Raw genomic sequence first — 541 nt, forward strand, 5'->3', positions numbered from 1 at the left:
GAGAGCTTGCCGCCCGAGCAGGAATATCCCTGCTCGATCAGGCCCTCGTGCATGATGGAGAGGCGGTTAGAGGCGGCGAGCACCGCGTCGAGCTGGATCGTGCCGCCCGTGCGGCGGCGACGGCGCTTCGTGCTCATGCCCGCGCCCTCCGGTCCTTCAGGCGGCGGATGCGCCGGCCCAGCGTGCTCTGCAGCGCCTGCAGCTCGGCGTCGGAGAGAGCGTCCAGCGCGACTGGCACGGGCTCGGCCAGGACGCGGCACTGGGCGCGGACGACGGCGAGCTTTCGCCAGCGGCCGACCGACATGCGGCGGGCGCGCAGGGCGTGCGCCGAGGCGTTCCATGTCACCGGCGTGATGCGGTTGATCCAGTCCTTCAGCGCCTCGATGGCCTTGTTCGCGTCCTCGGCGTCGCGCACCCAGTTGAGGGTGGGAATGCCGGTCTGACGCTCGACGAAGGCGACGAGGGCGGTATCGCGGCGGTCGGTCACGACGCCGAGGTTCCATCCCGCTATCCAGAGCGCGCGGCACTGGCCGGCATACGG

The 541-nt window shown here is 71.3% G+C and carries 1 protein-coding gene; it reads right to left on the minus strand.

The genetic code is table 11. The features are described 5' to 3' along the window. Window positions 1-133: 133 nt before the first annotated feature. The coding region (locus STARVERO_RS21970) for a regulatory protein GemA (RefSeq protein WP_159602133.1) at window positions 134-541 on the minus strand (408 nt) is incomplete at its 5' end.

The sequence above is a fragment of the Starkeya nomas genome (assembly GCF_902703545.1).
GTDB classification, from domain to species: Bacteria; Pseudomonadota; Alphaproteobacteria; order Rhizobiales; family Xanthobacteraceae; genus Ancylobacter; species Ancylobacter moscoviensis.